The sequence below is a fragment of the Gordonia sp. CPCC 205515 genome (genome assembly GCF_048537925.1).
Classification (GTDB): Bacteria; Actinomycetota; Actinomycetes; order Mycobacteriales; family Mycobacteriaceae; genus Gordonia.
The window spans coordinates 22,556-47,038 of sequence record NZ_JBCLVJ010000013.1 but is presented as its reverse complement, the minus strand read 5'-3'; the positions used below and the strand labels follow the sequence as shown (position 1 = coordinate 47,038).

Sequence of the window (24,483 nt, the reverse complement as noted above, 5' to 3'; positions counted from 1 at the left end):
GTCCAGGTGCCGGGAACCAAACGAGGACGTGCGAAGTCTGCGCAATCCGACATTCCGCCGCTGCCGTCCGGATCGCCCGACAAACTGATGGGCGAGTTGGCCCGCCGCGGGCCATACCCGGTGATGCGCGGCGATCTCGGGGTGGTCGGCATGCCGGGACAGATCTTCACCCCCGCGACGGGACGCAAGTTACCCGCGGTCGCCGTCGCCCACACCTGGCTGGCCGATAGCTCCCGCTACCGCGATCTGCTCTATCACCTGGCGTCCTGGGGCTTCGTGACGGTCGCACCCGATTCCAACAGCGGACTGATGGCGTCGGACACCGGGCTCGCCATCGATCTGCGCGCCGCACTCGACGTGGTGACCAACATCCCGCTGGGCTTCGGTGCGGTGACCGTCGACGCCGACCGCCTCGGTCTGGTCGGCCACGGCTTCGGTGCATCGGCGGCCGTGATCGCGGCCTCTGATCAGTCACTGGGCGGCCACCTGGCACCCGACGTCGCCGGAGTGGCGGCACTGCTACCCGCGCCGACGACGTCGGTGTTGCTGCCGGCCGCCGCACTCGTGGAGGCGCCCGGGCTGATCGTGTGTGGTGCGGGGGAGTTCGAGACCGTCGATTCCAACGCGTTGGCGCTGGCCCAGGCCTACGGCGGCGATGTGGCGTTGCGCACGATCCCGCTGGGAAATGCCCGCGATCTGCTGGAACGGCGTACGGCCAAGGTCTTCCTGGGGCGCAATGGCTCGGATCGCGCGCTGCACGGACTGATCCGCGCAGTCTGCACCGGATTTCTGCTGCACACTGTGGCCGGAGAAGCCGACTTCGCGGGCTTCGCCGATCCGGCCGAGGAGATCGGGAAACTGCACCTCGTCGATCTCGACGACCCGCCGGCCATCGAGATCGACCCGATCTCCCGCCTGCTTGGGGCGAAACCAAAGAAGCGTCGCACCAAGACCGGGTGAGTTCACCGGTATCCTGACTACCTATGTGTGGAATCGTCGGATATGTGGGCCAGCGCGATGCTCTGGACATCGTGGTCGAGGCACTTCGGCGGATGGAGTACCGGGGGTATGACTCGGCGGGCGTCGCCATCCTGGACGGGCACGGCACCACCGCTGTCCAGAAGAAGGCCGGACGCCTGGAGAACCTGGACAAGCAGATCGCCACGGTCGGTCGCGAGCGACTGACCGGCACCACCGGTATGGGACACACCCGGTGGGCGACGCACGGTAAACCGACCGATCGCAACGCACACCCGCACGTGAGCACCGACAGCAAGATCGCCGTCGTCCACAACGGCATCATCGAGAACTACGCGGCGCTGCGAACCGAACTCGAAGAGACCGGCATCGAGTTCACCTCCGACACCGACACCGAAACCGCGGTGCACCTCGTCGAGCGGGAGTACACCGTCGGACCGACCGCCGGTGACTTCGTGGCCAGCGCGTACGCGGCCCTGCGTCGCCTCGAGGGCGCCTTCACCCTGGTGTTCACCCACTCCGATCACCCGGACACGATCGTCGCCGCACGCCGCTCGACGCCGCTGGTCGTCGGAGTCGGCGACGGCGAGATGTTCGTCAGCTCGGACGTCACCGCGTTCATCGAACACACCCGCGACGCCGTCGAACTCGGTCAGGACGAGGTGGTGGTGATCACCGCCGACAGCTACACGATCACCGACTTCGACGGGGAAGCCCGCGCCGGCAAGCCCTTCCACATCGACTGGGATCTCGCGGCTGCCGAAAAGGGCGGCTACGACTTCTTCATGCTCAAGGAGATCGCCGAGCAGCCCGCGGCGATCGCCGACACCCTGCTCGGCCACCTGCAGGACGGCCGCATCGTCCTCGACGAGCAGCGCCTCACCGATCAGGACCTCCGCGACGTCGACAAGGTGTTCGTCGTCGCCTGCGGCACCGCCTATCACGCCGGACTCCTCGCGAAGTACGCCATCGAGCACTGGACCCGGCTGCCCGTCGAGGTCGAATTGGCCAGCGAGTTCCGCTACCGCGACCCGGTGCTGGACCGGTCGACGCTGGTGGTGGCGATCTCGCAGTCCGGCGAGACCGCCGACACGCTGGAGGCCGTGCGCCACGCCAAGGATCAGAAGGCCCGTGTCCTGGCGATCTGCAACACCAACGGGGCACAGATCCCGCGCGAATCCGACGCGGTCCTCTACACCCACGCCGGACCCGAGATCGGGGTCGCGTCCACGAAGTGTTTCCTGGCCCAGATCGCGGCCGCCTACCTGGTCGGTCTCGCCCTGGCGCAGGCGCGTGGCACGAAGTACGCCGACGAGGTGTCCCGCGAGTTCGCGGCGATGGAACTGATGTCGCAGGCCGTCACCGAGGTGCTGGGCACCGTGGAACCGGTTCGTGAACTCGCGCGGTCCCTCGCCCACCACAACACCGTCCTGTTCATCGGCCGCCACGTGGGGTACCCGGTCGCGCTCGAGGGTGCCCTCAAGCTCAAGGAACTCGCGTACATGCACGCCGAGGGCTTCGCCGCCGGCGAGCTCAAGCACGGGCCGATCGCCCTGATCGAAGACGGCCTGCCGGTCATCATCGTCATGCCGTCGGCCGACGGCCGTGCCGTGTTGCACTCCAAGATGGTCAGCAACATCCGCGAGATCCAGGCCCGCGGCGCACGCACCATCGTGATCTGCGAAGAGGACGACCTCTCCGCGCGATCGGTTGCCGACCACTTCATCCCGATCCCGAAGGTGCCGACGCTCTTGCAGCCGATGGTGTCGACCGTGCCGCTGCAGGTGTTCGCGGCCACCGTCGCCCAGACCCGCGGCTACGACGTCGACAAGCCCCGCAACCTGGCCAAGTCCGTCACCGTCGAGTAGTCACCCTTCACCCATGCCGGTCCACTACGTCAGCGCCGACGCCGTCCGGGACGCCGAACACGCCGCCGGTGACCTGCTGGTCAACGGCACCCTGATGGCCCGGGCATCCGCGGGCGCCGCCCACGCGGTGTCGGTGCACTTGTCCCGCACGGGCGGCTGCTACGGCCGACGTGTCGGACTGGTCATCGGCGCCGGCGACAACGGCGGCGACGCCCTCTACGCCGGTGCGATCCTCGCGCGGCGCGGTGTCTCCTGCAGCGCGGTGCTGCTCGCGCCGGACAAGGCCCATGCGGGCGGCCTCGCGGCCTTCCGCCGGTCCGGGGGACGTGTGGTCGCCGAACTGCCGTCCGACCTCGATGTGGTGATCGATGGGGTCGTCGGCATCGGCGGTCACGGACCGCTGCGGCCGAATGCGGCGGCGGTGTTCGGGGCACTGGTCCCGTCGGACGCGGGCGGGCCGACGGTCGTGGCCGTCGATCTGCCGTCCGGCGTCGACGCCGACACCGGCGAGGTGCACGAGCCGTCGGTGCATGCCGACATCACCGTCACCTTCGGGGTGCGCAGGCACGCGCACCTGCTGGCCGCGCCCCGCTGCGGCCGCGTCGAACTCATCGACATCGGCATCGCCACCCCCGAGGTCGACCCGTCGCTGCTCGCGCTGACCGACACCGAGGTCGCATCGCTGTGGCCGCTGCCGGGCCCGGACGACGACAAATACACCCAGGGCGTGGTCGGGGTCATCGCCGGTTCGGCGAAGTATCCCGGCGCGGCCATCCTGGCCAGCGGTGCCGCGGTCGCCGCGACGTCGGGCATGACCCGCTACGTCGGCACCGCCGCCGCCGATGTGGTCGGCCAGTGGCCCGAGGTGGTCGCCGCCCCGTCAATCGAGGACGCGGGACGCGTGCAGGCCTGGGTGGTCGGCCCCGGGATGGGCGTCGACGACGACGCGCTCCACCGACTGCGGCAGATCCTGGCCACCGACCTCCCGGTGCTCGTCGACGCCGACGGACTCACCCTGCTCGCCCGACATCCGGACCTGGCGACCGATCGCGGTGCGCCGACGCTACTGACACCGCACGCCGGGGAGTTCGCGCGCCTGGCCGGTGCCGAGGTCGGCGCGGACCGGCTCGCCGCGGTCCGCGAACTGGCGACCCAGTGGGGGGTGACCGTGCTGCTCAAGGGGCGGATCACGCTGATCGCCGACCCGGACGGCGGCGTCCTGGGCAACGATGCCGGCTCGTCGTGGGCGGCCACGGCCGGCGCCGGCGACGTGCTGTCCGGGATCGCCGGCGCACTGCTGGCCGCCGGACTCACCCCGCAACTCGCCGGCGCCGCCGCTGCCCGGGTGCATGCGCAGGCTGCCGAACTCGCCAGTCGCGGTGCCCCGATCGGTGCGTCGAACCTGCTCGCCGCGGTGCGGCCGACGATCCGCGAACTCCTGTCTTGACCGACACGGACCCACTGTTCCGCGACTCTGTCCCGCAGGCTTCTCGCGCCGCAGCGTCGGGAATGGTGTTCGCGCTCGTGTCGGCGATCAGCTTCGGACTCTCCGGCCCGTTGGCGCGTCCGCTCATGGACACCGGCTGGTCGCCGGGTGCGGTGGTGATCATCCGCATCGGCGTCGGTGCCGTGGTACTCCTGCCGTTCGCGATCCGGGACATGGCCGCACTTCGCGGCACCGGCGCCTGGCGGATGATCCTGCGGAATCCCACCACCATCGTCGTCTACGGCGTGATGGGAGTGGCGGTCGCGCAGTTCTGCTACTTCTCGGCCGTGCGGACCATCCCGGTCGGCCCGGCCCTGCTCATCGAATACGGCGGGGTCATCGTCGTGGTGCTGTGGATGTGGGCGGTGCACGGCCAGCGTCCCAACCGCTGGATCTACGGCGGCATCGCGCTCTGCGTGGTCGGTCTGATCCTGGTGCTCGATGTGTTCGGTGCGCCGGTCAACCTGGGCGGAGTGTTGTGGGCCGTGGGCGCGATGCTGGGCCTGGCCACGTATTTCGTCGTCTCCGCGTCCCATCACGACGGGTTACCGGCATCGGTGCTCGCCGCGGGTGGCATGATCGTCGCCACCGTGCTGCTGTCGCTGCTGGCCGCGGTGGGCCTGGTCCCGGTGCAGATCGGTGCGGCCACCGCGCGGTTCGCCGGATTCGATGCCCCGGCCTGGCTGACGTTGCTGGCGCTGGCGTTCATCACCGGCGGCCTGGCCTACCTCACCGGAATTGCCGCGGCGCGGCGGCTCGGGGCGCGGCTCGCCTCGCTGGTGGCACTCCTCGAGGTGCTCGCCGCGATCATCTGGGCGGCCGCGCTACTCGGACAAATCCCTACCTGGACGCAGATCGTCGGTGGGGTGCTGGTCATCGGCGGCGTGCTGTGTGCGCGACGCAGCGAACCGACCCAGGTCGTGATGTGAGCCGCTCGGCGCACACGGATGCCGGGTCGGCGGCGGGAATCTGGGACAATCGTCGGTGATGAGCACTTCAGCCCTGACCGCAACCGTCGACCTCGACGCGATCGCGCACAACCTGGGCGTGGTGCGGGAGACGTCCGGTGGCGAGGTCCTCGCCGTGGTCAAGGCCGACGCCTATGGTCACGGCGCCGTACCGGTGGCCCGCGCGCTGCTCGCCGCAGGTGCCGCCGAACTCGGCGTGGCCCACATCGGTGAGGCGTCGGCGTTGCGCGCGGCCGGCATCGACGCACACATCACCGCGTGGCTGCACCATCCGAGCGCGGACTTCGGTGTCGCGATCGACGACGACATCGACATCGCACTGTCGTCGAGGCGGCAACTCGAGTCGGTGGTCGCGGCCGCAACCGCCCGCGGGACGGCGGCCACGATCACCGTCAAGGTGGACACCGGACTGAATCGCAGCGGCGTCGCCGTCGACGAATGGGCCGACTTCGCCGACGATCTCGCCAAAGCCCGAGCCTCGGGTGCGGTGGTGGTGCGCGGCATCATGTGTCATCTCGCCCGCGGCGACGAACCCGAGCATCCGCTGAACTCGGCGCAGGCGCAGCGGCTCGACTCCGCCGCGGCCGATCTGCGTCGTCTCGGTGCTCCGGCGGAGGTGATGCACATTGCGAATTCGCCTGCCGCGCTGACCCGTCCCGATCTCACTCGGGATCTGGTGCGTCCCGGGATCGCGCTGTACGGCCGCACACCCATCCCCGAGCGTGGCGAGTTCGGGCTGATCCCGGCGATGACTCTGACCGCCGAGGTGTCCCTGGTGAAGAAACTCGCTGCCGGACAAGGTGTTTCCTACAGTCACACGTGGGTGTCGTCGTCGGACACCACAATCGCGGTGATCCCGGCCGGCTATGCCGACGGGGTACCAAGGCTGCTGTCCGGGGCGATCGTCGCCCGCATCGGCGAGGAGACCTTCCCGGGCGTCGGCCGAATCTGTATGGACCAGTTCGTCATCGATCTCGGTCCCGACGGGGGTGGGGTGCGTGAAGGCGACATCGCGGAACTGTTCGGCACCGGCCGTGACGGCGGTCCGACGGCCAGGGACTGGGCCGACCAGATCGGCACCATCGACTACGAGATCGTCTCCGGCATCGGGTCCCGTGCGACCCGCCGGTACACCGGTGGTGGCAATGGAGACCTCTGAACGCGCCGGCTGGCTCGCCGGTATCACCGGGGTGGCCGCGCTCGGCGCGGTCGCGGCCGGCGGCGTCGCCCGCAACGTGACCCGCCGCCGAACCAACGGACACGCCGATCCCTTTGCCGGCGAAGACTTCACGACAATCTACGACGACTCCGGCACCACCGCGCGGACCGACGACGGGTTGTCGCTGGCGGTGCGCACGGTCGACACCTGGACCTCCGATGGCGACGACGAAGTCAACGAACCCGAACTGACCATTCTCTTCATCCACGGTTTCAGTCTTCGCATGGCGGCGTGGCATTTCCAGCGGTATGCCCTCGCCGACGCGTGGGCCGATCGACGCATCCGGATGGTCTTCTTCGATCACCGCGGACATGGTCGCAGCGATCACGCACCCGACGACACCTGCACCATCACCCAACTCGCGGACGACATCGCCGCCGTCATCCGGACCGCGGCGCCGACGGGTCCGCTTGTGCTGGTGGGGCATTCGATGGGTGGCATGGCGCTGATGGGTCTGGCTCGACGCCGTCCAGCGCTCTTCGGCGCCGACGGCCGGGTCACCGGTGTGGCATTGGTGGCGACGGCCAGTCGCGGACTGACCGAGGCCGGCCTGGGTGAAGGCCTCTCCAACCCGGTGCTCGACGCCTTCCGGTTGTCGGTCCGACACGTGCCGTCGTTGGTGCAGGCCGGTCGCGGGATCACTCGGCAGATCCTCGAACCCGTGCTCGTCGCAGCGAGTTTCGGCCCGGACTTCCACAGCCCGACCGCCGGCCGGGCGGTGGAGAAGATGATCCAGAACACGCCCATCCAGACCATCGTCAACTTCCTGCACGCCCTCGAGGACCACGACGAGTCCACGGCGCTGCCGGTGCTCGCGCAGGTGCCGTCGGTGGTGGTGTGCGGTAACCGCGACCGGCTGACCCCGCTGCCGAAATCCGTTCGCATATATGCCGAACTGGGTGACGATTCGCGGCTCGTCGTGGTCGACGGAGCCGGACACATGGTGCAGATGGAGCAGCCCGAGATGGTGACCGACGCGATCGTCGATCTCGTCGAACGGGCTCGCGCGGCGGCGCCCCAACCGCGTCGTCGGTGGTGGCAGAAGATGCGGGTGCGCGCATGACCGAACCACGCAACAACGGGTCGCGCACGCTGCCCGAGGTGGCCGACACCGAAGCCCTCGGTCGGGAACTCGCCGGCACCCTGACTGCCGGTGACCTGGTGATCCTCGACGGTCCGCTGGGCGCAGGCAAGACGGCGATGGCGCGCGGCATCGCCGCGGGTCTGGGCGTCGTCGGACGAGTGTCGTCGCCGACGTTCATCATCGCGCGCGAACACCGCCCCGGCAGCGCCGACCGTCCGGGCATGGTGCACGTCGACGCGTACCGACTCGGGGGACTCGACGAACTCGATGCACTGGACCTCGACAGCGATCTCGACGGCTCGGTGGTCGTGGTGGAGTGGGGCGAAGGCGTGGCCGAACATCTCGTCGACCGGCATCTGCGCGTGCGGCTGCGGCGTGCCGAGGACTCGGAAGTGCGTCGCGCCGAATGGGAATGGGTGGAATTGTGAAGCGGATACTGGCCATCGACACGGCGACCGACGCGGTGGTCGCCGGGGTGGCGACCCTCGGTGCGGAGGGCGCAGGGATCGACACCCGTGCCGAGCGCAGGGTCGCCGACGGCCGTCGGCACGCCGAGATCCTGACGACGCTGATCGGCGAGGTGCTGACCGAATCCGGCACGGCGCGTGCCGATCTCGATGCGGTGGTCGTCGGCTGCGGACCGGGTCCGTTCACCGGTCTGCGCGTCGGCATGGCCACGGGTGCGGCATTCGGGGACGCGCTCGGACTGCCGGTGTACGGGGTGTGCTCGCTCGATGCCGTTGCGTGGCAGGTATTTTCCGAGCGTCCGACGGTGCGTTCGGTGCTGGTGGTCACCGATGCGCGACGACGCGAGATCTATTGGGCCCGTTACGTCGACGGCCGCCGCCTCGGGGAACCCCAGGTGACCGCGCCGGCCCAGGTGGTCGACGAGATGTCCGCGGAGTCGATCGATCTCGTCGTCGGTTCCCCGGTCCACGCCGCGATGTTCGATCGTGCCGTCGGCGACGCGAGTACGCCGTCGGTGGCCGGGTTGGTGGCCAGTGCTGCCGACGACCTACGTTCCGGCGCAACGCCACGGCCCCTCGTTCCGCTCTATCTGCGGCGCCCGGATGCGGTCGAATCGGCCAAGCGCAAGCGTCTCGGGGTGGTTCGATGACCACCTCGGGGTTGCTGATCGATGCGCTCGAACTCTCCGACGTCGGCCGGTGCGCGGCGCTGGAGAAGGAGATGTTCGCCGAGGATTCCCCGTGGCCCGCATCGGCTTTCCGCGCCGAACTCAACGCACCTTACAACCGCTACTTCGCCGCCAGGGAACACCCGGGCGGCGAGGTGATGGGCTATGCGGGGATCTCCATCCTGGGCTCACCGGACTCCTACGAGTGTGAGATCCACACCATCGCGGTCGCCCGATCACACCGCGGCCGGGGTTACGGCCGAGCGTTACTCAGCGCGTTGATCGAGGTCGCCGACACCTGCGGCGCCGCCGTGTTCCTCGAGGTGCGTACCGACAACGACACCGCCATCGCCCTCTATGAGCGAAACGGCTTCGTACAGGCCGGGATTCGGCACAACTATTATCAGCCGTCAGGGGCCGACGCGTACACGATGATCCGTCCCGCGGCGAAATCGGTCGCCGACCAGTCGGGAGAGCAGGGAGCGGGGGAATCGCAATGATCGTCATGGGTATCGAGAGTTCCTGCGACGAAACCGGAGTCGGGATCGTCCGCTGGGAACCCGAGGGCATCGGCGACGGCGGTCGCGGCACCGCCACCCTGCTCGCCGACGAGGTCGCCTCCAGCGTCGACGAGCACGCCCGCTTCGGCGGTGTCGTCCCGGAGATCGCCTCGCGCGCCCACCTCGAGGCGATCGTGCCGACGATGCAACGCGCGCGGGAGACCGCGGGCATCGACCGGCCCGACGCGATCGCCGTGACCATCGGACCCGGCCTCGCCGGAGCGCTGCTGGTCGGCGTGTCGGCGGCGAAAGCCTATGCGCTGGCCTGGGATGTGCCGCTGTACGCGATGAATCACCTCGGCGGCCACGTCGCGGTCGACACCCTCGAACATGGCCCGATGCCCGAATGCGTCGCTTTGCTGGTCTCCGGCGGGCACACCCATCTGCTGCACGTCACCGACCTCGCCGACCCGATCGTCGAACTCGGCACCACCGTCGACGACGCGGCGGGGGAAGCCTTCGACAAGGTCGCGCGCCTGCTCGACCTGGGATTTCCCGGTGGGCCGGCACTCGATCGCGCGGCCGCGCAGGGCGATCCGACGGCGATCGCGTTCCCGCGCGGCATGACCGGCCCCCGCGACGCCCGCTACGACTTCTCCTTCAGTGGACTCAAGACCGCCGTCGCCCGCTACGTCGAGAAGTGCACCCGCGACGGCGTCGAGGTCTCCATCCCGGACGTGGCCGCCTCCTTCCAGGAGGCGGCGGCCGACGTGCTGACCATGAAGGCGATCCGCGCCTGCACCGACCTCGACGTGGACACCCTCGTCCTCGGCGGCGGCGCGACCGCCAACTCCCGCATCCGGTCGCTGGCGCAGGAACGCTGCGCGGCCGCCGGGATCACCCTGCGCGTGCCCAAACCACGACTGTGCACCGACAACGGGGTGATGATCGCGACGCTCGGCGCGCACGTCATCGGTGGGGGAGCGGAACCGTCGCCGCTGACGGTCGCCACCGATCCCGGGATGAGCGTGCAGGTCTCGCAGTTGTGAGCGGTGTTCGCCAGCAGCGATCAGCGAACCGCAACTTTTGCAGCCTCCGCCCTTGAGTGCTGGCACTCTCATGTATAGAGTGCTAGTGACACTGTCTGAGGGCTTGTTCACCCGCGACGACAAGACCTTGGCCCAGCGTCACGAACGTGCAAATAGACACACCGTTCAACTACTCAGTACGAAAGTTGAGGACCCACATCGTGGCGAGCGTGAACATCAAGCCGCTTGAGGACAAGATCCTGGTGCAGGCTGTCGAAGCAGAGACCACCACCGCTTCTGGTCTGGTCATCCCGGACACCGCCAAGGAAAAGCCGCAGGAAGGCACCGTCATCGCCGTTGGCGAGGGCCGCGTGACCGAGCAGGGCAACCGCGTCCCGGTCGACGTCAAGGAAGGTGACACCGTCATCTACAGCAAGTACGGCGGCACCGAGATCAAGTACGCCGGCGAGGAGTACCTCATCCTCTCGGCCCGCGACGTGCTCGCCGTTATCGGCAAGTAAGCGCGAAACTCTACGCAGTTGCCGCCCCGGAGCCCAGTGGGCGCCGGGGCGGTTGCTTTTTCCCACCAGCGTGAAAGAGACCCATGCCCAAGAACATTGAATACGACGACGTCGCGCGGCGCGCGCTCGAGCGTGGCATCAACAAACTCGCCGACACCGTCAAGGTCACCCTCGGCCCCCGCGGCCGGCACGTGGTGCTGGCGAAGTCCTTCGGCGGACCCAACGTCACCAACGACGGCGTGACCATCGCCCGTGACATCGACCTCGAGGACCCGTCCGAGAACCTCGGCGCCCAGCTGGTCAAGTCGGTCGCCACCAAGACCAACGATGTGGCCGGCGACGGCACCACCACCGCCACCGTGCTGGCCCAGGCCATGGTCACCACCGGTCTGCGCAACGTGACCGCCGGCGCCAACCCGATCGCGCTGGGTATCGGCATCGGCAAGGCCGCCGACGCGATCAGCGAGGAACTGCTGCGCGTGGCGACCCCGGTCGATGGTGAGAAGGCCATTGCGCAGGTCGCGACCGTCTCCTCGCGCGACGAAGAGGTCGGCACCATGGTCGGCAAGGCGATGATCACCGTCGGCACCGACGGCGTCGTCACCATCGAAGAAGGCTCCGGCCTGAGCACCGACCTCGAGATCACCGAGGGCGTGCAGTTCGACAAGGGCTACCTGTCGCCGTACTTCATCACCGACGCCGACAGCCAGGAAGCCGTCCTCGACGACGCGCTCGTGCTGCTCTACCGGGACAAGATCAGCTCGCTGCCCGATTTCCTGCCGCTGCTGGAGAAGGTTGCCGGTGCCGGCAAGTCGCTGCTCATCATCGCCGAAGACGTCGAGGGTGAGCCGCTCTCGACCATCGTGGTGAACTCGATCCGCAAGACACTCAAGGCCGTCGCGGTCAAGGCGCCGTTCTTCGGTGACCGCCGCAAGGCGTTCCTCGAGGACCTCGCCGTGGTCACCGGCGGCACCGTCATCACCTCCGACATCGGTCTGTCGCTGGCCACCGTCGAGCTCGATCAGCTCGGCACCGTACGCCGCGCCGTCGTCAGCAAGGACGCCACCACCCTCGTCGAGGGCGGCGGCACCAAGGAAGCGACGGCCGACCGCGCCGAGCAGTTGCGTCGAGAGATCGAGCAGAGCGATTCCGATTGGGACCGCGAAAAGCTCGCCGAGCGGCTGGCCAAGCTGGCCGGTGGCGTCGCTGTCATCCGCGTCGGCGCCGCCACCGAGACCGCGCTCAAGGAGCGCAAGCATCGCGTCGAGGACGCGGTTGCCGCAGCCAAGGCCGCGGTCGAGGAAGGCATCATCCCCGGCGGAGGATCAGCGATCGTGCAGGCCGCGAAGGTGCTCGACAAGCTCGCCGCCGAGCTGACCGACGACGAGGCACTCGGTGTCCGCGTGGTGCGGGACGCGATGAACGCGCCGCTCTACTGGATCGCCACCAACGCCGGCGTCGACGGTGCGGTCGTGGTGAACAAGGTCGCCGAGGCGAAGTCGGGACACGGCTACAACGCCGCCACGCTGACCTACGGCGATCTGCTCGCCGACGGCATCATCGACCCGGTCAAGGTGACCCGGTCGGCCGTGGTGAACGCGGCATCGGTGGCCCGCATGGTGCTCACCACCGAAACCGCCGTGACCGACAAGCCGGAAGAGGCTCCGGCCGCCGGTGGACACGGGCCACGGGCACGCGCACTGACGTAGCGTCACAGCTCCGCGACAGCACATCGGGGGGATCGATCCGCAACGGATCGATGCCCCCGATGGCGTATGTGGACTGCGAAGAGAAGCAGCGCAAAGGTTGCGGGCGACGGCCCGTCAGCCGGCCATGCGTCGTCCGACGCCGCGCTTCATCAGCATGCTTCGCTCGGACTCCGAGAGGCCACCCCAGATGCCGTAGGGTTCGGCGACCGCGAGAGCGTGCTCACGGCACTGCGCGATCACCGGGCACTGATGGCACATTTCCTTGGCCCGTCGCTCACGCTGTGCGCGGGCGCGGCCACGTTCACCGTCCGGGTGGAAGAACATCGACGAGTCGACTCCGCGGCACAGGCCATCCATTTGCCAATCCCAGATATCGGCGTTCGGGCCAGGAAGGTGATTGGGCTGAGGCATGACAGCAACTCCTTGTCTGCAGGACCACTCGTTTTCTTCGGTGCAAGCACACAGTAGGCAAGCGCGAGAAAGGGCGTCAATACCGTCAAATAGCCGTTCAAGCATGGTGAAAATTCCACTGTTGTTAACTTTGGGTTGTGTGGCGGGGGTGGCATACCATGTCCTTTCGGACAGGTTGATCCAGCCCCTGATTATGTTCGGACAATCGCGTTGACCTCGTAATTCTCTTGGTGGACAGTGGCTTTGGGAAGTCAGTCGACGCAGAATCCGATTCGCGAGCGAGCGATCGGTATGTAACCTGCTGGAAATGTTTTGATTATTTATTGGTGATCATCCGGGCTGATTAACCTTTGTGGCGGCACGTTAAATTCATGCTAACGCGAACCCGTCACCGTGCTTCGAGCTCGCAAGAATGGTCGCAGAAATAGGGTCTGAAATGGGAATATGCGTTGCTGGGCGGGTGCTCTGGGAACGGGCCGTGGAACAGGGAGGCGTCGGTCACACCGCCGCCGCCATCGCCCGATTGGAGGTTGTGCTTCGGCTGGCACGCTCCGCCGACGATGCCGCACTGCACTCTTTGGCGCTCTCCACGCATGCCTCCCTGGTGCGGCAGGCCGGCCGGCATCGGGCCGCGGCCACCCTCGACGGGCGGGCTCTGTTGCTCGCCGGGATCGGTCGGACCGGGCAGTGGCACCGGGCGGCCACCCTCGACGCGGTGGTCGGGCTGGCCGCCGACAATCTCGGCCGATACCGGTTCGATGCCGCCCGCCGACTGCTCGACCGTGCCCGCACCCTGGCCGACCTCGAGCTCGCCGACGACGCCGACTGGTTCGGCGGCCGCCGTCCCCGGTTGCGTACCGAGTGGGTGTCGGCGGAACTGGCGATGTACTCCGGTGACGCGCCGGGCGCGAGGAAGCACAGTGACGCCGCGCTGCACCTGAGTCGTGGCGAGGGCACGCCCGAACGTCATCGCGTCAAGACGCTGCTGATCGCGGCGGCCGCCGACGCGACCGCCGGTGATCCCCGCTCAGCCCGCGCGCGGGCCGGCGAAGTGACGGCGCGCGCCAGAGCGGCGGGCCTGTTGCCGCTGGAATGGGCGTCGTACGCCCTACGTCAGGGCTTGGATCCGGACGATCCGGACCTGGGTCGGCAGTTGTTGCGGACGCGCACCGAACTCATCCGCCGCGGCGTTCCGTTCACCGATCTGTGACCTCGCGGGTCGGTTCGTCAGGGTGGGGTAACCCATCAGTAAGGTGGCCAAGGGGGTAAGCACGATCGAAACGGTACGCACACATGTAACACAGGGATCTCAACTGACGATGAAACTGACGGGTGCTGAGCTCGATGAGGCCGTCCAAGCCGCAAGGCGGGGCGATCGCGATGCTCTCACGTCGGTTCTCGAAAGTGTGCAGGATCCCATTCTGCGCTACTGCCGAGGGCGGATCGGCATCGGAGAACGACATCTGTTCTCCGCGGATGACATTGCGCAGGAGGTGTTGATGGCGGTGATGACCGCTGTGCCCCGGTACGAAGACCAGGGCAAGCCGTTCATGGCATTCGTGTACGGCATCGCAGCTCACAAGGTCGCCGACGCCATGCGCGTGGCAGGGCGGGTGAAAGCCGACCCGGTCGAGGTCCTCCCCGAGACCACCGTGGTCACCGGCGGACCCGAACAGATGGCGCTCGACGCCGACGCGAGTCGTCGGATGAAGCAGCTGCTGACGATCCTCCCCGAGAAACAACGTGAAGTACTGGTCTTGCGACTGGTCGTCGGACTGTCCGCCGAGGAGACCGCCGATGCCATCGGCAGTACGGCGGGTGCGGTTCGGGTGGCACAGCACCGGGCATTGGCGAAACTGAAAGACCAACTGCGAAAGGCAGGTGAGGTCGATGAACGACGAGCGTGATCCCGCCGCCACGAACTGGGACACCACCCAGCCGATCGACATGACCCAGGTCCATGCCGACGACCAGTTCCTCGACGCACTCGCGGCCGATCGTCCGGTCCCCACCCTTGACGACACCGAGTACCAACTGGCGGAACTGTTGTCCGGCTGGCGTCACGACGTGGTCGGTACACCGGCACCGGAACTGCCCAGCATCGACGAGATCGAAGCGGCGATCGCCGCCACCGAGCGGGCGCAGCGTGGCAAGAGTGTCGTGCGGCATCTGCGGATCATCTCCGGCGCCGCAGCGGTCGTGATCGTCGCCGGAGCCGGCCTCACCGTGCTCGCGCAGGGTTCCTCCCCGGGTGACCCGCTGTGGGGCGTCAAGAAGGTCGTGTTCGCCGAGGCGGCCACGCAGACGCAGGCATCGGTCGACGTGCAGTCGAACCTGGAGAAGGCCGAAGCGGCCGTCGCCGCGGGCAATACCACCGAGGCGGCAGAGCTGATCGCACGGGCGCAGAAAGACCTGTCACCGGTGCGCGACGCCGACACCAAGAACCGGATGAAGGACTGGATCACCCGACTGCAGGCCGACGCCGGCACCACGCCGCCGAAGACGTCGGCGAGCGGGTCGACGACCCCCGACGAGAACACGACCACGACGTCGGACAAGACGACCGCCGACCAGCGGACGAACCCGGCCATCCCCGGACCCACCACCCCGCCGCGGGATCTGCGGCGTTCGCGCGGTGAGGACCGGTCGACGACGGTGACGGTGCCGAGTGGACCCGGGCGTGGCGGGGACGATCGCCGAAACGATCGTCGTTCCGACCGGCCGGCGCCTCCACCGCCGGTGGATCGGCAGAGCCCCGAGCCGCCGCCGCAGACCCAGCAACCCCAACCGCCGGTGACGACCACGCCGCAGCCGGCGACCACCATGGTGCCGACGCAGGATGCGCCGTCGGTCGTTCAGCCGACGCCGACGTACCAGGCGCCGCCGACGACTTATGAGTATCCGTACCTTCCGACGACCACGACGCCGATTCCGTGGCCGCGCTTCCAACCTTGAGGCGCGACTACGGCAAGGCGTTTCGAAGGCGCTGACGCGGCCGGATTACCCCCGCGTCAGCGCTCGTCGTCGAGATGGGCGTGGGCGTCGGCGTACCCGCGGCAGTAATCCCACGTGACATAGGCTTCCGGCCGCGGATCCACCGCGGGCTCGTGCGGCCGCACCGATCCGTCGATCAGTAGCTGAAGCAGGTTGGCGCGCAACATATCCCAGTCGTGGTAATGGTCTTCGTGACAGTCGTCGCAGACGACGACGAGGCCACGGACACCGCGGTGGGCCAGCAGTGCCTCGTAGACCGCGAGGTCGGCAAGGTCCTCTTCGACGGCCACCCGCTCGTTCTCGTCGAGCGGGATGCCGGGTTCCACCGAGTCGAGCGCCGCCGCCGGGTCGCCGCCGGGATCGTCGGCGAACGGGTCGGGCGGCAGGCCGGGTGGGAGGTGGTCACGCACACGTCCACGGTAACCGATGTTCCGACCGCGATGCGCCGACCTCTCCACAGGTGTCGTGGTCGATGTCACAGTCAACTCGGCGCCGCGCGAAGCGTCCCTCGCGTCGGCACGGAGGGTGAGGCTCGCCACTGACGTGGTCCCGATACCATGGACTGATGACGCACGTTCGCACCGGTGGAGACGACCCCGGCAAGGTCGCAATGCTCGGCCTCACTTTCGACGACGTCCTGTTGCTTCCGTCGGCCTCCGACGTCATTCCGAGCGACGCGGATACGTCTTCGCGGGTCACCAAGAACATCAGCCTGCGGGTCCCGCTCGTCAGTTCCGCGATGGACACCGTCACCGAGGCACGCATGGCCATCGCCATGGCGCGGGCCGGTGGCATGGGTGTCCTGCATCGCAATCTGTCGATCGAGGATCAGGCCGGGCAGGTGGAGACGGTCAAGCGGTCCGAGGCGGGGATGGTCACCGATCCCGTCACCTGCTCGCCGACCGCCACCCTCGCCGAGGTCGACGCCATGTGCGCCCGCTACCGGATCTCGGGTCTGCCCGTCGTCGACGACCGCGGGGAACTCGTCGGCATCATCACCAACCGCGACATGCGCTTCGAGGTCGACCAGTCCCGCCCGGTGTCGGAGGTCATGACCAAGGCCCCGCTGATCACCGCCCAGGAAGGGGTGTCGGCAGAGGCCGCACTCGGACTGCTGCGGCGCAACAAGATCGAGAAGCTGCCGATCGTCGACGGCAACGGCAAGCTGACCGGCCTGATCACGGTCAAGGACTTCGTCAAGACCGAACAGCATCCGTTCGCCACCAAGGACGCCGACGGCCGCTTGTTGGTCGGTGCGGCTGTGGGTACCGGTGACCCGCAATGGGATCGGGCCATGGCGCTGGCCGACGCGGGCGCCGACGTGATCATCGTCGACACCGCGCACGCGCACAATCGCCTCGTGCTCGACATGGTCGCCAAGGTGAAAGCCGAAGTGGGCGAACGAGTTCAGGTTGTCGGCGGCAACGTCGCCACCCGTGAGGCGGCACTGGCGCTGGTGGAGGCGGGTGCCGACGCGGTCAAGGTCGGTGTCGGGCCGGGTTCCATCTGTACGACGCGGGTCGTCGCCGGTGTCGGCGCACCGCAGATCACCGCGATCATGGAGGCCGTGGCCGTGTGCAAGGCGCACGACGTACCGGTCATCGCCGACGGCGGACTCCAGTACTCCGGCGACATCGCCAAGGCACTGGCCGCGGGCGCGTCGACCGCGATGCTCGGCTCCCTGCTCGCCGGCACCGCCGAGGCTCCCGGTGAGCTGATCCTGGTGAACGGCAAGCAGTTCAAGAGCTACCGCGGTATGGGGTCGCTGGGTGCGATGCAGGGTCGCGGGCAGGCCAAGTCCTACTCCAAGGACCGCTACTTCCAGGACGACGTCCTCAAGGAAGAGAAGCTGGTGCCCGAGGGCATCGAGGGGCGCGTGCCGTTCCGCGGTCCGCTCAACCAGGTGATCCATCAACTCGTCGGCGGACTGCGCGCGGCGATGGGCTACACCGGGTCGTCGACGATCGCGGACCTGCAGGACGCGCGCTTCGTGCAGATCACCGCGGCCGGTCTCAAGGAATCGCATCCGCACGACATCACCCTCACCGCCGAAGCGCCCAACTACTATTCCCGCTGAACACTCAACGGTGCCGGACGTATCCGTCCGGCACCGGCTCGCGTAGCAGAAAGGCGCAACGGTGCGTGACGACGTGGAAATCGGGATGGGCAGAATCGCCCGCCGGACCTACGAACTCCAAGACATCAGTATCGTCCCCTCTCGGCGGACCCGGTCGTCCAAGGACGTCTCGACGGACTGGCAGATCGACGCGTATCGGTTCACCTCACCGATCCTGAGCCACCCGACCGATGCGCTGGTGTCGCCGGCGATGGCCATCGAACTGGGCAAGCTCGGGGCGCTCGGCGTCATCAACGGTGAGGGCCTGTGGGCGCGGCACCGCGACGTCGACGACAAGATTGCCGAACTCGTCGCCATCGCGACCGAGAGCCTCGACCCGATGGCACCGATTCGTCATCTGCAGCAACTGCATTCGGCGCCGCTGGACACCGGGCTGCTGCGCGAGGCGGTGGCGAGTGTGCGCGACGCCGGCGTGACCACCGCGGTCCGGGTCAGCCCGCAGCACGCGCTCGAACTCACACCCGCGCTGCTCGAGGCAGGAGTGGAGATCCTGGTGGTGCACGGCACCATCATCTCCGCCGAGCACGTGGAACGAGCCGATCCCGCCGGCGGGGGCACGCGGGAACCGTTGAACCTCAAGACCTTCATCGCCGACCTGGACATCCCGGTGATCGCCGGCGGTGTGCACGACCACCGCACCGCACTGCACCTCATGCGCACCGGGGCGGCCGGGGTCATCGTCGGTTACGGCTCGGCCAGCGGCGCCACCACCACCGGCGAGGTGCTCGGCATCGGTGTCCCGATGGCCACCGCCATCGCCGACGCCGCAGCCGCGCGACGCGATTACCTCGACGAGACCGGCGGCCGCTACGTGCACGTGATCGCCGACGGCGACATCCACGGCTCCGGCGATCTCGCCAAGGCGATCGCGTGCGGTGCCGATGCCGCGGTCCTCGGCACGCCGCTGGCCGCGTCGGCGGAGGCACCCGGACGCGGCTGGTACTGGCCGTCGGCGGCCGCCCATCCCGACACACCGCGCGGCGCGCTGCTGCAGGTGGCCATGGAAGAAGACCGGCCGAGCCTCGAGTGTGTGCTGAACGGCCCGTCTCAGGACCCGTTCGGCGAACTCAATCTCGTTGGTGCGCTGCGTCGGTCGATGGCCAAGGCCGGATACAGCGACCTCAAGGAGTTCCAGCGGGTCGGCCTGTCACTGCGGGTGTGAGTCCCGCGGGTTCAGTCGAGCCCGCGCGCGATCATCGTGTCGGCGAATCCGTCGGCCATCCGCAGTGCCTCGATGACCACCGGGGCCACCAGAATGCGTGCGCCTGGCCGTAATCCGCGCGCCTTGCGGGCCTCGTCGACCTGGCCGACGACCTCCACCATCAGCGGGATCGACCGGATCGCCAGCGCCAGTGTCAGGGCGATGCGGTCGACCCGAATACCCCGGCGCTGCAACGGTTTCATCGCGCCGACCAGAGCATCGAGCATGTCGGTGGTGCGGGTGGTCAGGGAGACGACGGCCGCGAGCGCGACCGACGCGGCGAGCACCCCGCACACCACCAGCGCCCGGCGCCAGTCGGTGAAGATCACCTGGAACGTGGCTATGAACGCCAGCACCCACAGCATCGGCCGCAGCTGCTGCCACGCCTCTCGCGGCCGGATCCGGGCGATCGCGTACACCGCGACAACGCCGACGATCGTAGCGGCCAGCGTCAGCGGAGTCCGCACGAACAGACCGATCACCAGAATCGCCACCGCCAGCGCGCCGAGCTTGAGACCGGCCGGAAGACGGTGCAGCGGCGAGGAACCCGGCCGGTAAACACCCAGCGTCGTCACGACATCAGCTTCCGATAGGCGGCGACGGCGGGGCCGGGGGAGTCGTCGGCGACCACCCGTCCCTCGTCGAGCACCAGCACGCGGTCGTAGTCGGCCACCATGTCGAGGTCGTGGGTGAGGACCACGAGTTGCTCGTGGAGGGTGGCGAACACGTCGCGCAGCATCGAGGCGTTGCGCAGGTCCAGTAGCGTCGTCGGCTCGTCGGCCACCAGCACCCGCGGGCCGGTCACCAGTACCGACGCCAACGCCAGCAACTGCTTTTGCCCGCCGGAGAGTCGATGCGCGGGATGGTCGGCGTGACCTGCCAGGCCGAACTGTTCGAGCACCGCGGTCACCTGTCGGGCGCGATCGGCCTTGTCGGACACCGTGCGCCGCAACGAGAGATCGATGTCCTCGGCCACCGTCGGCATGATGATCTGCCGGTCCGGATCGCTGAAGATGAATCCGACGTCGCGGCGGACCTTGCGTTTCTCGCGGCGCGCGTCGATCCCGTTCACGCGCACCGAGCCGCGGTCGGGGACGACCAGCGCATTGATCATCCGCGCCAGCGTCGATTTGCCGCTGCCGTTGGCGCCGATGATGCCGATCCGCTGTTCGGGCAGGTCCAGGGTGACGTCGTGCAGCACGACGCGCTCACCGTAGGCATGTCCGACTGACTGGAATTCGATCATCGGCGGGAGTCGAGTCGGGTCAGGCGGCCCGGCCCAGGCGCATCGGGGTGATCAGGCCGGGATAGGCACGGTGCACCTGCGATGCGACCAGCGCCGCGATGACCGCCTTCGCGATATCGCCGGGGATGTAGGTGCCGTTGGTGGAGATCGCCGCCCACAGCGACAGGTCGGTGCGCAGCAGCAGCCCGATGATGCCGCAGGCGTAGATCACCACCATGCCGCCGAGAATGTTGATGCCGATACCTGGCAGAATCCGGTACTTCGGCATCATCAGCGCGGTCAGCGCCCCGATGACGATGACCGCGGGCAGGAAGCCGACGAAGAATCCGGCGGTCGGCGAGGCCAGAGCGACCAGACCGCTGCGTCCACCCGCCAGGATCGGCAGTCCGGCGATCGCCAGGACCGCGAAGATGATCACCGCCAGGGTGCCCTTCCGCGGACCCAGGATGCAGCCGGCCAACATCACCCCGAGGGTCTGCAACGTGATGGGGACACCCGAGCTGCCGATGGTGATGGTGCCGGGCAGACCGAGCGCCGCGATGAGCGCCGCGAACACCGCGGCCTGGGTCAGGTCGGTCACCGACAGCGAGAATCGCCGCGACGACGAGGGAGTGTCGGTGTTCGAGGTCATGAAAGGCATTATGTCTGGCCTGGGCATGTGTGCCGATCGGCGGGGCGGGTTGACCTGACGGTATGGCCTAGACTCGCTCAAGTGACAGATTCTGCTGCAGGTGCGCCGCGTCCGGTTCTGGTGATCGACTTCGGTGCGCAGTACGCCCAGCTCATCGCCCGACGAGTGCGTGAGGCCCGCATCTACTCCGAGGTCATCGCCCACGACGCACCGCTCGCGGAGTTCCGCGCGAAGAACCCGGTGGCGCTGATCCTGTCCGGCGGTCCGGCGTCGGTCTACGCCGACGACGCCCCGGCCCTCGACGCCGGCATCTTCGACCTCGATGTCCCGGTCTTCGGCATCTGCTATGGCTTCCAGGCGATGGCTCGAGCGCTCGGCGGAGAGGTGGCCAACACCGGTGGGCGCGAGTTCGGCCGCACCACCCTGTCGGTCACCGGCGACGGCCTCTTGCACTCGGGACTCACCGACACCCAGCCGGTGTGGATGAGCCACAACGACGCCGTGCAGCGCGCCCCTGAGGGATTCACCGTGACCGGCTCCACGCCCGGCGCACCGGTGGCCGCCTTCGAGTGCGTCGATCGGCAGATGGCCGGCGTGCAGTATCACCCCGAGGTGCTGCACACCCCGCACGGCCAGCAGGTGCTCACCCGCTTCCTCTACGAAATCGCCGGGCTCGAGGCCGACTGGACCCCGGCGAACATCGCCGACCAACTCATCGACGCCGTCGCCGACCAGATCGGGGACGGACTGGCGATCTGCGGCCTGTCCGGGGGTGTGGACTCCGCGGTGGCCGGCGCGCTGGTCCAGCGGGCCATCGGCGACCGGCTGACGTGCGTGTTCGTCGACCACGGTCTGCTGCGGGCCGGTGAACGCGAACAGGTGCAGCACGACTTCGTCGCCGCCACCGGCGCGAAACTCGTCACCGTCGACGCCGCCGACACCTTCCTCTCCGAGCTGGCCGGGGTCAGCGACCCGGAGACCAAACGCAAGATCATCGGCCGCGAGTTCATCCGCTCCTTCGAGGGAGCGGTGACCGATGTCCTCGGCGACCACGCCACCGACGGAGAAAAGGTCGAGTTCCTGGTGCAGGGCACGCTGTACCCGGACGTCGTGGAATCCGGCGGCGGCAGCGGCACCGCCAACATCAAGAGCCACCACAACGTCGGCGGGCTGCCCGACGACCTCGAGTTCTCCCTCGTCGAACCACTGCGGCTGCTGTTCAAGGACGAGGTCCGCGCGGTCGGGCGTGAGCTCGGTCTGCCCGAGGAAATCGTTGGACGCCAACCGTTCCCGGGTCCGGGCCTGGCCATCCGGATCGTCGGCGAGGTCACCGCGGACCGCCTCGAACTGCTGCGCAAGGCCGACCTGATCGCCCGCGAGGAACTGACCGCCGCCGGACTCGACAACCAGATCTGGCAGTGCCCGGTGGTACTGCTCGCCGACGTCCGCAGCGTCGGGGTGCAGGGCGACGGCCGCACCTACGGACATCCCATCGTGCTGCGACCGGTGTCCAGCGAGGACGCGATGACCGCCGACTGGACACGCGTGCCCTACGAGGTGCTCGAAGTGATCTCCACCCGCATCACCAACGAGGTACCCGAGGTGAACCGCGTGGTGCTCGACGTGACGAGCAAGCCGCCGGGCACCATCGAGTGGGAGTGACCCCCACCCCCCCCCGGGTCAGCGGCGGGACGAGCGTGCGCCAGTCAGGATGAGGATCAGTCCGACGACCAATCCGGCCGCAACGGCGATCCAGCCGAGGTTGGCGGCGTCGGGTAGATCCGGTCCGCCGGCCAGACCCCAGCCGGCGACCAGTAGTCCGGCAACCCCGAGGAGTACCAACCCGGGCGCCCGGTGACGCGGTTCGGTGGTCGACTTCGAGCTCATCGCGTCACCTCTACATTGCCGACACTGCTGTGGGCGTTGATCGTCAGGACCGGCCCCTCGGTGCCGTCGTTGCCGCCCGACAGACCCTCCGGGCAGGTGTAGTCGCCGACGTTGGTCTCGCAGTGGGCGCGGACATTCATGTTCTCCGGAACCAGTACGTGGATCTCGCCGAGTCCGTTGCGCACCTCGACGGTGCGATCGGCGGTCAGGTCGACCTCGCGCAGATCAAGCGTGATCTTGCCCATCGTCAGCGTGTACTCGGGTTTGATGTCGTTCTCGCTCACCGGTGCCCACACCCGCTCACCCGCACCGCCGGCGGGTGGGCCGTCGAAGCGTCCGGCCAGGGTCGTCGCGACCACCGCCGCGGCCAGGATCAGTGCCACCGGCACCAGACCCGCGCTGTGTCGGCCGGTGGCCCGGCGTCGTAGTCCCGCGTGGACCAGACCGACCGCGACCACGCCGAGCGCCAGGGACAGGATGCGCGCCGGGGTGAACCAGTCGACGCCGGCCTGATGCGCCGCAGCCCCGGCGGCGGCCACCACCACGGCCACCCCCAGCACGATCAGCGTCAGCGGTGAGCGTCGTTCCCGCTCGGCCGGTGGGACCGTCGGCGTCGGTTCGGGGAGATCCCACGCGAATTGCGCTGCCCCCAGCGGATCCCAGGCGGGGGGAGTGCGGTGCAGCTCGTCGGTCGCGGACTCGGCAGCCTGCGGCGCGGCGCTCGCGGCAGGCGCCGGATTCGCGGAAAAGTACTGTGGTGCAGCCTGTTCGGTAGTCGTGGCAGCTGCCCGGTGGGGCGTCACCGGGGGTGCTGGCCACGTCATGTTGCGCGGGGTCCACCGCTGCAGGTCGGTGTCGCGGGGAGTCACGGCCGGCGACGTGCGCCGGACCTGGTCGGCACTCGTCCCGATCGGTGGTTCCGGGGTGCGCTGATAGAGCAACCACCAGCCGAGCAGCATCAGGGCGGCGCCGACGAGACCCCCGGAGCTCCAAGTGGTGTTCGGTCCGAACGAGGTCACCAGGATGATCGCCAGGACGACCAGGAGCACGAACTTTCCGTTGCGGTGCGGCATGTGATCGCGATGTCCGCGCGGCCGCCCGGCCGGACCCCCGTTGAACATCTGCCCGAGTTCATCGGTGTGGTCGGCGGCCGGCAGGGTGAGCCACGCCGCGATGTACAGCAGCACACCGCTGCCACCGAACAGCGTGGCGACCACGAACGCCACCCGAACCAGCGTCGGGTCCACCCGATACCGCGCGCCGATCCCGGCGCAGACGCCGGCGGCCATCCGCCCATCCGTCGGCCGGATCGGCCGCGTCGCCCACATCGATTCGAGCTGTTTGGTGTCCATGTTTCACATCCTGGCTCCGCAGGGGCGCCGAGCGCATCGGGGGATCACCCTGAGACTGTCCCTGATGTGCGGCAGCCCGAGACCGTGCCACTATCGAAGGGTGAGCAGTGGTGTGCCGGTATCCCGAT

At 68.5% G+C, this 24,483-nt stretch carries 24 protein-coding genes and 1 pseudogene; 18 read left to right on the top strand and 7 right to left on the bottom strand.

Annotated elements, in window-relative coordinates; translation table 11 throughout:
- The first annotated feature begins 6 nt into the window (after positions 1-6).
- The 12 genes and pseudogenes from AAFP30_RS20155 (at position 7) to groL (ending at position 12,491) form a co-directional block, all read left to right on the top strand.
- Complete coding sequence (locus tag AAFP30_RS20155; RefSeq protein WP_419231784.1) at positions 7-960, top strand: dienelactone hydrolase family protein; 954 nt, start codon at positions 7-9, stop codon at positions 958-960.
- A 23-nt stretch (positions 961-983) separates the two neighbouring features.
- Positions 984-2,846, top strand: a complete 1,863-nt coding sequence (gene glmS / locus AAFP30_RS20150; protein WP_419231783.1) for a glutamine--fructose-6-phosphate transaminase (isomerizing) — start codon at positions 984-986, stop codon at positions 2,844-2,846.
- Positions 2,847-2,859: 13 nt separating this feature from the next.
- The gene (locus AAFP30_RS20145; protein ID WP_419231782.1) at positions 2,860-4,293 is read left to right on the top strand and encodes an NAD(P)H-hydrate dehydratase; all 1,434 of its coding nucleotides are present in this window, start codon (positions 2,860-2,862) and stop codon (positions 4,291-4,293) included.
- On the top strand, positions 4,290-5,261 hold the full coding sequence (locus AAFP30_RS20140) for an EamA family transporter (RefSeq protein WP_419231781.1): 972 nt from the start codon (positions 4,290-4,292) through the stop codon (positions 5,259-5,261). Before AAFP30_RS20145 ends, AAFP30_RS20140 begins: the two co-directional genes overlap by 4 nt.
- A gap of 58 nt (positions 5,262-5,319) precedes the next feature.
- A complete protein-coding gene (gene alr / locus AAFP30_RS20135; RefSeq protein WP_419231780.1) occupies positions 5,320-6,459 on the top strand; it encodes an alanine racemase in 1,140 nt (379 codons plus the stop codon).
- The gene (locus AAFP30_RS20130) at positions 6,446-7,582 is read left to right on the top strand and encodes an alpha/beta fold hydrolase (RefSeq protein WP_419231779.1); all 1,137 of its coding nucleotides are present in this window, start codon (positions 6,446-6,448) and stop codon (positions 7,580-7,582) included. Before alr ends, AAFP30_RS20130 begins: the two co-directional genes overlap by 14 nt.
- Positions 7,579-8,031, top strand: coding sequence for a tRNA (adenosine(37)-N6)-threonylcarbamoyltransferase complex ATPase subunit type 1 TsaE (gene tsaE, locus AAFP30_RS20125; RefSeq protein ID WP_419231778.1), 453 nt, complete (start codon positions 7,579-7,581; stop codon positions 8,029-8,031). The genes AAFP30_RS20130 and tsaE overlap by 4 nt, the downstream gene beginning before the upstream one ends.
- Entirely contained in the window at positions 8,016-8,720 is a 705-nt protein-coding gene (gene tsaB, locus AAFP30_RS20120) for a tRNA (adenosine(37)-N6)-threonylcarbamoyltransferase complex dimerization subunit type 1 TsaB (protein WP_419231777.1), read from the top strand. Before tsaE ends, tsaB begins: the two co-directional genes overlap by 16 nt.
- Positions 8,717-9,238: a ribosomal protein S18-alanine N-acetyltransferase gene (rimI, locus tag AAFP30_RS20115; protein WP_419231776.1), complete on the top strand. Its 522-nt coding sequence runs from the start codon at positions 8,717-8,719 to the stop codon at positions 9,236-9,238. Before tsaB ends, rimI begins: the two co-directional genes overlap by 4 nt.
- On the top strand, positions 9,235-10,287 hold the full coding sequence (tsaD, locus tag AAFP30_RS20110) for a tRNA (adenosine(37)-N6)-threonylcarbamoyltransferase complex transferase subunit TsaD (RefSeq protein ID WP_419231775.1): 1,053 nt from the start codon (positions 9,235-9,237) through the stop codon (positions 10,285-10,287). Before rimI ends, tsaD begins: the two co-directional genes overlap by 4 nt.
- Positions 10,288-10,487: 200 nt before the next feature.
- On the top strand, positions 10,488-10,787 hold the full coding sequence (gene groES, locus AAFP30_RS20105; RefSeq protein WP_006334733.1) for a co-chaperone GroES: 300 nt from the start codon (positions 10,488-10,490) through the stop codon (positions 10,785-10,787).
- A gap of 83 nt (positions 10,788-10,870) precedes the next feature.
- A pseudogene (gene groL, locus AAFP30_RS20100) lies at positions 10,871-12,491 on the top strand (chaperonin GroEL).
- A gap of 119 nt (positions 12,492-12,610) precedes the next feature.
- Here groL and AAFP30_RS20095 read toward each other — a convergent pair.
- Positions 12,611-12,907: a WhiB family transcriptional regulator gene (locus tag AAFP30_RS20095; RefSeq protein ID WP_419231774.1), complete on the bottom strand. Its 297-nt coding sequence runs from the start codon at positions 12,905-12,907 to the stop codon at positions 12,611-12,613.
- Between the two features lie 478 nt (positions 12,908-13,385).
- Between AAFP30_RS20095 and AAFP30_RS20090 the strand changes: the two genes are divergently transcribed.
- The 3 genes from AAFP30_RS20090 (at position 13,386) to AAFP30_RS20080 (ending at position 15,862) form a co-directional block, all read left to right on the top strand.
- A complete protein-coding gene (locus AAFP30_RS20090; RefSeq protein WP_419231773.1) occupies positions 13,386-14,117 on the top strand; it encodes a hypothetical protein in 732 nt (243 codons plus the stop codon).
- Positions 14,118-14,226: 109 nt separating this feature from the next.
- A complete protein-coding gene (gene shbA / locus AAFP30_RS20085; protein ID WP_419231772.1) occupies positions 14,227-14,814 on the top strand; it encodes an RNA polymerase sigma factor ShbA in 588 nt (195 codons plus the stop codon).
- Positions 14,798-15,862 carry an anti-sigma-D factor RsdA gene (locus AAFP30_RS20080; protein ID WP_419231771.1) on the top strand — a complete coding sequence of 355 codons (1,065 nt, stop codon included), beginning with the start codon at positions 14,798-14,800 and terminating at the stop codon, positions 15,860-15,862. The genes shbA and AAFP30_RS20080 overlap by 17 nt, the downstream gene beginning before the upstream one ends.
- A gap of 56 nt (positions 15,863-15,918) precedes the next feature.
- On the opposite strand, the gene AAFP30_RS20075 is transcribed toward AAFP30_RS20080, so the two are convergent.
- Positions 15,919-16,311 carry a DUF5319 domain-containing protein gene (locus tag AAFP30_RS20075; RefSeq protein WP_419231770.1) on the bottom strand — a complete coding sequence of 131 codons (393 nt, stop codon included), beginning with the start codon at positions 16,309-16,311 and terminating at the stop codon, positions 15,919-15,921.
- Positions 16,312-16,466: 155 nt separating this feature from the next.
- Here AAFP30_RS20075 and guaB point away from each other — a divergent pair, with 155 nt between their 5' ends.
- Both guaB and AAFP30_RS20065 read left to right on the top strand, forming a co-directional pair.
- A complete protein-coding gene (gene guaB / locus AAFP30_RS20070) occupies positions 16,467-17,978 on the top strand; it encodes an IMP dehydrogenase (protein ID WP_419231769.1) in 1,512 nt (503 codons plus the stop codon).
- Positions 17,979-18,039: 61 nt separating this feature from the next.
- Complete coding sequence (locus AAFP30_RS20065) at positions 18,040-19,200, top strand: GuaB3 family IMP dehydrogenase-related protein (protein WP_419231768.1); 1,161 nt, start codon at positions 18,040-18,042, stop codon at positions 19,198-19,200.
- An 11-nt stretch (positions 19,201-19,211) separates the two neighbouring features.
- Here the strand turns inward: AAFP30_RS20065 and AAFP30_RS20060 are convergent, their stop codons facing one another.
- From AAFP30_RS20060 to AAFP30_RS20050, 3 genes are read right to left on the bottom strand one after another with little or no spacing between them, the layout of a single operon-like run.
- Positions 19,212-19,814 carry an energy-coupling factor transporter transmembrane component T family protein gene (locus AAFP30_RS20060; RefSeq protein ID WP_419231767.1) on the bottom strand — a complete coding sequence of 201 codons (603 nt, stop codon included), beginning with the start codon at positions 19,812-19,814 and terminating at the stop codon, positions 19,212-19,214.
- Positions 19,811-20,485 (bottom strand): energy-coupling factor ABC transporter ATP-binding protein, encoded by a 675-nt coding sequence (locus AAFP30_RS20055; protein ID WP_419231766.1) that lies wholly within the window; start codon positions 20,483-20,485, stop codon positions 19,811-19,813. The genes AAFP30_RS20060 and AAFP30_RS20055 overlap by 4 nt, the downstream gene beginning before the upstream one ends.
- 19 nt (positions 20,486-20,504) lie before the next feature.
- Positions 20,505-21,116, bottom strand: coding sequence for a biotin transporter BioY (locus AAFP30_RS20050; protein WP_419231765.1), 612 nt, complete (start codon positions 21,114-21,116; stop codon positions 20,505-20,507).
- An 81-nt stretch (positions 21,117-21,197) separates the two neighbouring features.
- Between AAFP30_RS20050 and guaA the strand changes: the two genes are divergently transcribed.
- On the top strand, positions 21,198-22,778 hold the full coding sequence (guaA, locus tag AAFP30_RS20045) for a glutamine-hydrolyzing GMP synthase (RefSeq protein ID WP_419231764.1): 1,581 nt from the start codon (positions 21,198-21,200) through the stop codon (positions 22,776-22,778).
- Positions 22,779-22,796: 18 nt separating this feature from the next.
- Here guaA and AAFP30_RS20040 read toward each other — a convergent pair whose 3' ends face one another.
- A complete protein-coding gene (locus tag AAFP30_RS20040; RefSeq protein ID WP_419231763.1) occupies positions 22,797-23,003 on the bottom strand; it encodes a hypothetical protein in 207 nt (68 codons plus the stop codon).
- The gene (locus tag AAFP30_RS20035) at positions 23,000-24,355 is read right to left on the bottom strand and encodes a PspC domain-containing protein (RefSeq protein WP_419231762.1); all 1,356 of its coding nucleotides are present in this window, start codon (positions 24,353-24,355) and stop codon (positions 23,000-23,002) included. The genes AAFP30_RS20040 and AAFP30_RS20035 overlap by 4 nt, the downstream gene beginning before the upstream one ends.
- Between the last annotated feature and the right edge of the window lie 128 nt (positions 24,356-24,483).

Excerpts from the sequence above, each read along its gene's own strand:
- glmS (WP_419231783.1), top strand. The coding sequence starts at position 984 with ATGTGTGGAATCGTCGGATATGTGGGCCAGCGCGATGCTCTGGACATC.
- AAFP30_RS20145 (WP_419231782.1), top strand. The coding sequence starts at position 2,860 with ATGCCGGTCCACTACGTCAGCGCCGACGCCGTCCGGGACGCCGAACAC.
- alr (WP_419231780.1), top strand. The coding sequence starts at position 5,320 with ATGAGCACTTCAGCCCTGACCGCAACCGTCGACCTCGACGCGATCGCG.
- AAFP30_RS20130 (WP_419231779.1), top strand. The coding sequence starts at position 6,446 with ATGGAGACCTCTGAACGCGCCGGCTGGCTCGCCGGTATCACCGGGGTG.
- tsaE (WP_419231778.1), top strand. The coding sequence starts at position 7,579 with ATGACCGAACCACGCAACAACGGGTCGCGCACGCTGCCCGAGGTGGCC.
- tsaB (WP_419231777.1), top strand. The coding sequence starts at position 8,016 with ATGGGTGGAATTGTGAAGCGGATACTGGCCATCGACACGGCGACCGAC.
- rimI (WP_419231776.1), top strand. The coding sequence starts at position 8,717 with ATGACCACCTCGGGGTTGCTGATCGATGCGCTCGAACTCTCCGACGTC.
- tsaD (WP_419231775.1), top strand. The coding sequence starts at position 9,235 with ATGATCGTCATGGGTATCGAGAGTTCCTGCGACGAAACCGGAGTCGGG.
- AAFP30_RS20095 (WP_419231774.1), bottom strand. The coding sequence starts at position 12,907 with ATGCCTCAGCCCAATCACCTTCCTGGCCCGAACGCCGATATCTGGGAT.
- shbA (WP_419231772.1), top strand. The coding sequence starts at position 14,227 with ATGAAACTGACGGGTGCTGAGCTCGATGAGGCCGTCCAAGCCGCAAGG.
- AAFP30_RS20080 (WP_419231771.1), top strand. The coding sequence starts at position 14,798 with ATGAACGACGAGCGTGATCCCGCCGCCACGAACTGGGACACCACCCAG.
- guaB (WP_419231769.1), top strand. The coding sequence starts at position 16,467 with ATGACGCACGTTCGCACCGGTGGAGACGACCCCGGCAAGGTCGCAATG.
- AAFP30_RS20055 (WP_419231766.1), bottom strand. The coding sequence starts at position 20,485 with ATGATCGAATTCCAGTCAGTCGGACATGCCTACGGTGAGCGCGTCGTG.
- AAFP30_RS20050 (WP_419231765.1), bottom strand. The coding sequence starts at position 21,116 with ATGACCTCGAACACCGACACTCCCTCGTCGTCGCGGCGATTCTCGCTG.
- AAFP30_RS20040 (WP_419231763.1), bottom strand. The coding sequence starts at position 23,003 with ATGAGCTCGAAGTCGACCACCGAACCGCGTCACCGGGCGCCCGGGTTG.
- AAFP30_RS20035 (WP_419231762.1), bottom strand. The coding sequence starts at position 24,355 with ATGGACACCAAACAGCTCGAATCGATGTGGGCGACGCGGCCGATCCGG.